We start from the raw sequence: 10,247 nt of genomic DNA on the forward strand, positions 1-10,247 counted from the left end.
TAACAACACTATACTCACCATCAACACTAGCAAACACATTACCATCAACATCAGCAGAATAAACCTTATCTAAAACCACAACACTTAAAGCAACACCTGCCTTAGCAACAGTAAACGGAATGCTAGTGACATTATTCACATAATTCACATTAACATAACCAACATCAGCAGAGTAATTTCCAGCATCCAGAGCTATTGTATTCACTCCCATACCATTTAAAACATTCACAACAACTATTTTACCGCCAACATCAACATAATATTCACCATCAACATCAGCAACAACAGTAATAGTTGAATTCTCAAGATATGTCACATCCTGACCAAATACAAGAACATTATTAACAGCCTTATTGACAATAATTGTTAAACTGTCCCTTGCAGGAGCATAATTAGAATCACCAGGATAATCGGCATAAACCACATAAAATCCGACATCCAAACCAGATAAAACAAATGATTCACCAACATTTAAAACCTTAATTACAGATCCATTAGCAAAGGAATAAGATATAGTACCTGTTGCATCACCCGGAAGACTTTGAGTAACATTTACTGAATTTCCATAAGTTATATTGCTCTCATTAGCAACAATATTAAAATTGGTTCCAAACTGAGTAACCTCAAAAGCGCTTTCATTAACATTTCCATTATAATTTTCATTTCCGGCAAAAATCACACGAACAGTATAGTTTCCAACATTTAAAACACCAACATTAAAAGCACCAACACCATTCAAAACAGTCACCGGAATACTATTATCACCAATAACAACAGTATACTCACCATCAACACTAGCAAACACATTACCATCAACATCAGCAGAATAAACCTTATCTAAAACCACAATGCTTAAATCAACATCAGCCTTAGCAACAGTAAACGGAATGCTAGTGACATTATTCACATAATTCATATCAACATATTCTACATCAATAGAGTAATTTCCAGCATTTAATGCAATTGTAGTCACTCCGATGCCATTTAAAACATGAATACGGAGTTTTTTACCTGAAATATTAACAGTGTACACTCCATCAACATCAGCAACAACAACAATTGTTGAATTTTCAAGGTATACTCCATCCCCACCAAATACGAGAATATTATTTACAGCCTTATTGACAGTAATTGTTAAACTGTCCCTTGCAGGAGCATAATTAGAATCACCAGAATAATTGGCATTAACCACATAAGACCCGACATCCAGACCAGATAAAACAAATGATTCACCAACATTTAAAACCTTAATCACTTTTCCATCAGCAAAGAAATAAGTAATGTTACCAGTAGCATCAGCAGGAAGACTTTGAGTAACATTTATTGAATTTCCATAAGTTATGTTACTTTCATTAGCAACAATATTGAAATTGGTTCCTGATTGAGTAACTTCAAAAGCGCTTTTATTAACATTGGCATTATAATTATCACTGCCATTAAAGATTACAGAAGCAGTATAGTTTCCAACATTTAAAATACCCACATTAAAAGCACCAACACCATTTAAAACAGTCACAGGAATAATATTATCACCAATAACAACACTATACTCACCATCAACACTGGCAAACACATTACCATCAACATCAGCAGGATAAACCTTATCTAAAACCACAACGCTTAAATCAACATCAGCTTTATATACGACAAATGAACAGCCAGTCATGTTAATGTCATAGTTATCATCAGTATAATTGACATGAGCTGTGTAATTTCCTGCATCAAGATTAATCATAACCTTTCCATAACCATCCATTACGCCAACAAGCAATTGCTGATTGCCTACATTAACAGATAACATGCCATCAATATCAGAAATTACATTAATAACACTCAACTCGCCATACACATTATCTTCAACAACTACCGTAATGTTAATGCTTCTTTTTAAAACTCTGAATGATTTTGAATCAACGCTTTTACTAATATTAAATGCTTCCATATTTGTAACGGTTACAGTATAATTTCCAACATTCAAATTAGGAATCAGAAGTGCATCAGAAGTTACATTATTCTCATAGACAACTTCACCATCTATATTTTGGATTCTGACATTTACAACAGTTTTATTTTCAACATCAAACTCAATTAAAACTGCATCTTCATAATAAATATCGGAAACATTATTCAATTTAACAGTAGAATTGAATTTATACACGCAGAACTCTTCAGATGATGAATTTCCAATTACATTTTCAGTGCCATAATTAGTAACAATAACTGTATAATTGCCCGGAATCAAATCACTGACAATGACTGGAGAACTAGTTATGTTCTCATCATAAACAATAGCTCCAACATCATTTTTAATTATAATATTTACGGTTGTAGCATTAACAACATAAAAGTAGACTTCCAAATCATCGCCATATACAATTGAATCCACAAGAATTTCAACATAGGAAGGAGCCTTTATAATTTCAAAACTACCGTTAACCTTATTTCCACTGATATTGGAATTGCCCAGATTTGTAAACTCAAAAGTATAGTTTCCAACTGTTAAATTTCTATAAATAAAGAAATAATAACCCAAATAAGCTTCTTCAGTCAAATTAGACATATCCTCTGGAAGTTCACTAATTTCATCGAAATTTTTATCAAAAATGACATTTCCTTCGCAATCATAAATGCAGATGTTTAATAATGTTTCATTTTCCACATCATAATCCAATCTGAAAGGCATTCCATAATATGTTACATTTGAATAATCGAATTCAATTAATGAACCGACTTTCAATACGTAAAATGTTTTAGTGTCGTTGCTAGGGTTGAAATTATTGGAACCTGAATTATAAACTTCTACAGTGTATTTACCTGCAGCCAAATTTGAAAGATCAAAATAGCTTTCATCAGTATCATTCCTATAAATAATATTACTGTTTTCATCCTTTACGATAACAGTAACATTTGTAGCGTTGATTACATCAAAGTAAATTTCAATGTCCTCTCCGTAATACACATCACCAATGTCCTCTATTTCAACAGATGAATTTGCAGGTAGGACAAAGAATGTTTTTGAATCCTGACTGGTGAAAACATTCTCAGTTCCCATATTAACCACAGTAATTTGATAGGAACCCGCATCCAAATCAAGACTAATAGTCGAGTTTGTAATAGTGAAATTATCTACTTCACCACTTTCCAAATCAACAACAGTCACAGTAACATTGGTTAAATTATCAACATCATAACTGATTGCAACATTACCATAAACATATTCTGTTTTATTATCTAAAATTATGGATGAATTAACTTTTAAAACATTGAATGAAGCATAATCACCACTAGGATTATAATTCCTGTCTATGATATTGGTTAATGTTACTGCATATGAACCTACAGGCAAATTATTTATGGTAAATAGATTTCCTTCAACGACATCGTTGAAAACAAATTCCTTGGTATCAATATTATAAATAGAAGCAACAACACTGGTTCTGTTTTCAACAGTGAAATTAATAATTATATCTTTTCCGTAATAAGTGTCGAGTATCTTTTCGAGAGTTAATGAAGAACCTGCTCTATTAACTCTGAAATCTGAAGCAACACTGCTTGAGCGATAAAATTCATTTTCTAAAGTACTGATTACTACATTATAAAATCCTGTTCCTAAATTAGGAATAGAAACGTTAGTGCCATTTACAGTTTCATTGAATACCACTTCAGAGTTAAGGGTAACTGTGACCAGAACTGCAGTACTGTTTTCAAACTCAAATCCGATGTTTGAATCTTCACCATAGGTTACATCTCCGATACGTGTAATTACAACGGATGAATTATATTTTAACACATTAACTATTAGTGAGTCAACAGTACAGTTTTCAAATGATTTTTCGTTTATGTCTGGAATAACAAGCCATGATCCATTTGTCAATACCCATAAATACTCATATGCATCAATATAAAAATCAGCAAGATATAATTCATCGTTGATTTTGAAATTGAACTCATCAACCAAAATAATGTTGTTATTGTCATCATATATTGTAGCATTTAATAAAATCACATCGCCAACCATACGATTTAAATTAACCTCATCCAAACGGGCAAAAGTCTTTGAAATAATAGTGCCATTGTTGAAAATGTAATCGGATTCGGAAAGGCTATTGTTATTCAAGTAAACGGTTGAACCCTCTAAAATACTGATAGATCCATTATTTTTATTATTGAATTTGCAATTGCTTATATTAACATTTTCACACTCACCTAATGCAATAATACCGTAATCAGGACTATGGATTCTATTAAATAACGAATTGGCAATAGTTAATTTGTTTATGTCATATCCCATTATTGAATTTCCAGAATTATCTATAAATTCACAACCCTCAACAACATGATTTGAACCTTCCAGATATAGCGAATACATTTTGGCACGAGTGAAATTTGAATTCCTTACAGTTAAATTAGAACCAAAATAATTTAATGCAGAGTAAGTGTTATTGACTGTGATATTGCTTATCAGTCCATTGTCTCCAAACCATTCGATGGCACCTATTGCATCACATAAATTAATATTCATTAATGTGACATTGTCTGCGGATACCTCGAATATGCTAGATTGGCCCATTCCGTTAACATCAAATCCGTTTCCGTTAATTGTCACTGCCTTATCTATTGGAATGCCAGCAATATAATCAGCATCATAATAATAAAACTTATAGTCCTTTGTGAGATTAACAACACCACCGGATTTGGTCTTGTTAATCAAATCATACAATGCATAGAAGGAATCATCATCATAAATTACTTCAAATTCATGCTTTAATGTAACATTTTCATATTTGGCATAAATTTCATCATAATAAGGACCAATAGCTTCAAATGAAACATAAATTATTCCATCATGGAGACTGTCTGAAGTGACATTGATGTTTCCACCATCAGCAATAAAACTGAATGCAAATAGGTTGAGTCCATTATATGTTGAATTTGATGTTGAATTGAAGTCGTATAAGTTAGTCAGATTCAAAGTAAGTGTTGCATTTTTACCAGCTGCAATAACTGTTGAATTAGAATTGAAAGTTGCAAATAACGTATTATCCAAAATAACATTGCTGCTGACATTGGCTTTTTTATTGAAATTGTCTGCGGTATTTCCCCACCAGTTGTAATTTGCATTTAATGAATCTAAAGCATAGATAACCACATCAAAGTTATTCAATAAAATTGAGTTCCTGATTGTAATATTTTTGCCTCCAGCATATATTGCGCTGCCGTTAATGCCATTACCGTTGATTAGAGAGACATTTTCCAAAACAACATCGTCGGCCAAAATATTAAAGATACGAGAGTTATTTTTACCGTCAATGATGAAGCCATTTCCGTTGATAGTTATGGATTTATTGATTTTTATTCCATTCGGATTATCAATTTCCAGATAGAACTCATAATTATTAGTTAAGTTAAGGACATTTCCTTTCATATGGTCTATTTCATATTGCAAGGCATAAAATGAATCGCTAGGGTGGTCAACTACATTATATTTAATTCCATATGTTTCATAGGAATATTTTGGTAGATTTGCTAAAACAACAACATTGGCCTCACCATAATCGTCAGGAACATATGTAACCTTAACAGGAACATTGCCTAAAATAAAAGAATCAGTGCTGAAGTTGCCATTATCTGATATTAAGCTTAAATTAAGCTTAAAGTCACCAGAATAATCTGAAACTGTTCCTTTTCTTGCATCATATGATTTCAACGTGAAAGTAATGTTATTTTTAGAATTGATATAAGTTTCGTTTTTACCATATTCGATGTCTAAGAATAACCAGCCATTCAATGTTACCCTTGGACCAACAGAAGGTCCCTTATCCAAATTATCAACAGTATGTCCAAACCAGTTATTATAAGCTTTTAGACGACCGTCAACAGCCGTATTCTGAGATGAATCAAATACTTTACTGTCAGTATTCTCAACAAAAATGGAGTCATGAACATTAAGATAACCATGGCCTGATGAATATACTGTGGATTTTCCATTATGATTTCTCATGAAAATGGAGTCGTGTAAATCCACATCCTTACGTTCAAGGTTCATTGTACAAACTGCACTTCCCTGACCATTTGCAGTATTGTCATAAAATTCTGCGCTGATACTCTTATCACGTTCAACTGTTGATATGGAGTGAGTTATGTAAATTGCACCACCATCCTTGGAAGCCCTGTTATTTTGATAGATTCCTGTAAAGTTACCGGACGGATTAAAAGCATAAACTGCACCACCAAAAGCAGCAGCATTTGAATCAAAAACACCATCCATGGATAATATTGGAAGGGCAAGAGCCGCAGCTGCACAAATTGCACCCCCAGTGTTTCCTGCGGAATTTTTTGTGAAATTACCTTTAATATGATATCTATTCACATCAATTAGATATATTGCACCTCCGTCTGATGCTCTATTATTTGTAAAAGTACCAGTTATGTTGGAAAATATTTTGCTTTCATAATATCCTCTATAATGAATTGCACCGCCTTTTTCACTGGCAGTATTGTTTTTAAAGACAGATGACTCTATATTTATAGGATTATAGGATTTAAGATAAATTGCACCACCATTTTTCGCAGAATTGTTTTCGAATCTGCAGGAATCAATAGACAAAGAAGTTTGAGATGATGTTTGAATCGCACCACCATTATCGGCATTACCATTAGCAAATGTGATATTATTCAAAATAACCTTATGTCCATCTATATTAAAGATTCTTGCCCATCCATCACCATCGATAACATGGTTATTACCGTTGATTGTCAAATCTTTATTAATGTAAATACCATCCATCAACATATAATCGGACATCACAGAAAAAGTATAATCCCTAGTGAGATTTATAACATCACCAGAATTGCTAATCAGATGCTTAAGGTCTGTGAAAGAACCTTCATAGTACTGATTAAGAGAGATTACATGGCTGAATAGTTCATAATCGATTTCAACAGGCATTTCACCATCGAAACTTGAAGTATACACCACACTTCCCTCATTATTGGTCAGCATAATTGAATCGGAGCTGAGTGTCCCTCCTTCTTCCAACAGGCTAACGCCAAATTTCATGTTTCTGAATCGTGATAACGGAACCCCTTGTCTTGAGTTCAAATCATATGAGTAAAACTTAAGAGTGATATTTGAACTGTCTCCTACCAGAATATCATAGAGAGAAGGTGTGATATTCAGATAAAGCAAACTCTTAACAGGGAACACCCGGAGCAAGCCATAATTCTTTAATATATCATTATTTGTACCGCCAAACCAATTGTTCTCAATGTTAGCTGAAATATTCCACCTTAGTGATTCACCCTCTGGCTTAGAAATATAATTTGATGTTGAATTGGTTAACAATATGGAATCTGTGAGATTTAATCTGCTGCTAGCTTGAAGATAAATGAAACATCCCTCCATACCAGAATTGGAATTAATGAAAATGCAATCTCTAATTACAGTATTAATACCCATTACAATCAAAGAGCCCCCATTTTCATCAGCCGTATTGTTAATGAAAGTGGAATTGGTTATTGTAAGCACTTTTCCAACCAGGTTAATCGCACCTCCCTCAAATTTTGCTGAACAATTAATGAACCTGCAGTTATTGACTGACATATTATTTATATAACCCCAAATGGCTGAACCCCATTTTGATTTACTATTAACAATGTTCAAATTATTTATGTCCACATTAGGACGGTTACTCATAAAAAAGACTCCACCACCATTTTTTGAATCCAAAGTAAAACCATTACCATTAATCACTAGGTCTTTTGAAATAGTTACGGCCATGTCACCGTCGATAGATTTGTCACGAGTATAATTATGAGCCAGATTTAAAACTCTATTTTGACAATTGTTAACAACAACCTGAAGAGCGGTGAATGAATAGGGATTTGTCTTGAACTTTAAAGTGATTTTTGCACCATAACAATCCACAGTAAGAGAAGATGTATTTTTAAAAGGATCTGTCAGGAATTTAAAAGAGGATTTGCCGTTTGCCAAATAAAGCTTATCAGAAACCACCTTTACATTTACTCCACTTACACCATAACTAATCGCCGGATTACTAAATGGAGGTAATTTACTGTCAGATGTAGGAGAATCACGCATATATTTCATGCTTAAATCAATGGTGGATTCCTGCCCACCGTGGTAATTTTTATCCATAGATGTGGCAACAAGATACAAATTTTCCCTATTATTAAGGTTAACTGCTTTACCTTTGAGTTTGGCCAAATCGTAATACCTGTTATCCATAGTATTTCCAAACCAATTGTTTGCAATATTTATCTCTTTGGTAGACCAGACATCATAATTGTCATTCCTTAAAAAAGTAGAAAATTTAACTGAACATCCTTTATGGTCGCAATATATTGCATTAGGCTGTTCGACAAATGCACAATCCACTATGGTTGAAGATTTAGAATCAAGATATATTCCTCCACCATATTTCTTAACCTGATTTTTGGTGAACAGACATCCTTTAAAATTAAGGGATTTGCAATTGGATGAAGCATACACTGCACCACCCTCCTTTGAAGCACCATTAGCTGTAAAATTACAATATGAAATATGTCCAACAATAATTCCCTCATCAAAATATATTGCTCCACCATATTTACAGTAATGTTTATTGCTATTATATCCGTTATTGTTGAATGTACACCGAGTTATCTGAATACCAGTGTCGCCAATCCTGGAATCTGAATTTATAAATATTGCACCACCTTTTTGCTTTACACTATCATCCACATAGTTAGAATTAAAAACACAGTCCTCAATTCTAACATCATTAGCATACATTGATATTGCTCCTCCAAAACGTCCAGCAGAATTTTCATTGAATGTGCATCCCTTAACTAAAGCACCAGATCCACCCTTAAGATAAATAGCGCCTCCATGCTCATAAGACTGCATACATTCAGCTCTTCCTGCATGATTTTTAACAAAAACACAATCAAGTATTTGACATTTACCATATGCCCTTATTGCACCACCACTTCCAGCCGAACAATCTTCAAATCTACAAGATTTAACAGTGACCAAACCATAAATATAAATTGCACCACCATCACTAGATGCAGTAGATGTCATAGTGGCAGAGGTTTCCCATCTAACAGTTTTCGTCTCTCCAAAAGCATAACATCTCTTAAAAGTACAATCAATAATTTGAGAGTTATATTCCGCCGTTGCCGAAATTGCACCTGCAAGACCTCCTCTAGAACAGTTTATAAATTTACAATTGGAAATTATATAAGGGCACTTCCCATCAGCAATTATGGCTCCTCCGTCTCCACGTAAAAAATTAATATTTTTTATTTCAATTTTTCGAATGGAACTCACATACTTTAAATTAAAAGCATTATTATATCCAAGAGTAATGGTATGTCCTTTACCATCAATTACAATGCTTTTAGTTATTTCAATAGGTTTTACAGCCCCTAAAAACCCATAATCCTTATCCAAAGTTATTGTTGAACCATCTTTAGCAGCAAGAATCATATTATTCAATTCATCACGGGTTCCTACTTTTGAAGCGGACAACTTATCATTTACATTGCTACTGGAAAGCAATTCCACAGAGACAACACCACGACCATCAGAAGCATTTTCTCCAACAACCACACCAAGTGTAGTATTTTTATCATCAACATTACTACTGGAAAGCAAGTTCCCAGAGACAACACCTTGTCCCTCAGAAACATTTTTTCCAGCAAACATATCATTACCATATTCATTAATCTCTTCGCCACCCACATCAATAACATTAATGTTATCAAAATTAGAATTTTCTATTGATGTTTGATTTTCACTTGCCGATACACAAGCTAACGACAAGAAACAAAGAATTAATGAAATTAAGACCATCCTCTTAAAATTCATATTTAACACGTCGAAAATATATTATATTAATATATATAATTTTTAGATTAAATTATTTATTAAGTTATATACTTAAATTATAGCATTATATTACTTCACACCACCCACATAGGACATCACATATGTTTTCGTCAAAAAAGTCTTAAAAAACATTCATAAATTATCGTGTAATTATCTATTAAAAGAAACATAAGATTATTACAAGACTAAAAATAGAAAAAAAGAATATCTATCAAAATTACAGACAAAACCTAAAAAAAAGAAAATAGAGAAGTTAATCTCTATTTTTTAACTGTAATTTTTTTGTTTACTACATCTTTACTATAAGCAACTTTGTAGATGTATTTTTTGCCAACTTTAAGTTTTTTGAGAA

General features: G+C 32.9%; 1 protein-coding gene. It reads right to left on the bottom strand.

What is annotated here, in order from left to right; all coding sequences use genetic code 11:
- Window positions 1–9,829, bottom strand: a 9,829-nt coding sequence (locus UIB65_RS00850) for an Ig-like domain repeat protein (RefSeq protein ID WP_330039265.1), incomplete at its 3' end; no start/stop codon positions are given.
- Window positions 9,830–10,247: the final 418 nt, after the last annotated feature.

The organism is Methanobrevibacter sp., assembly GCF_036307625.1.
Lineage (GTDB): Archaea > Methanobacteriota > Methanobacteria > Methanobacteriales > Methanobacteriaceae > Methanocatella.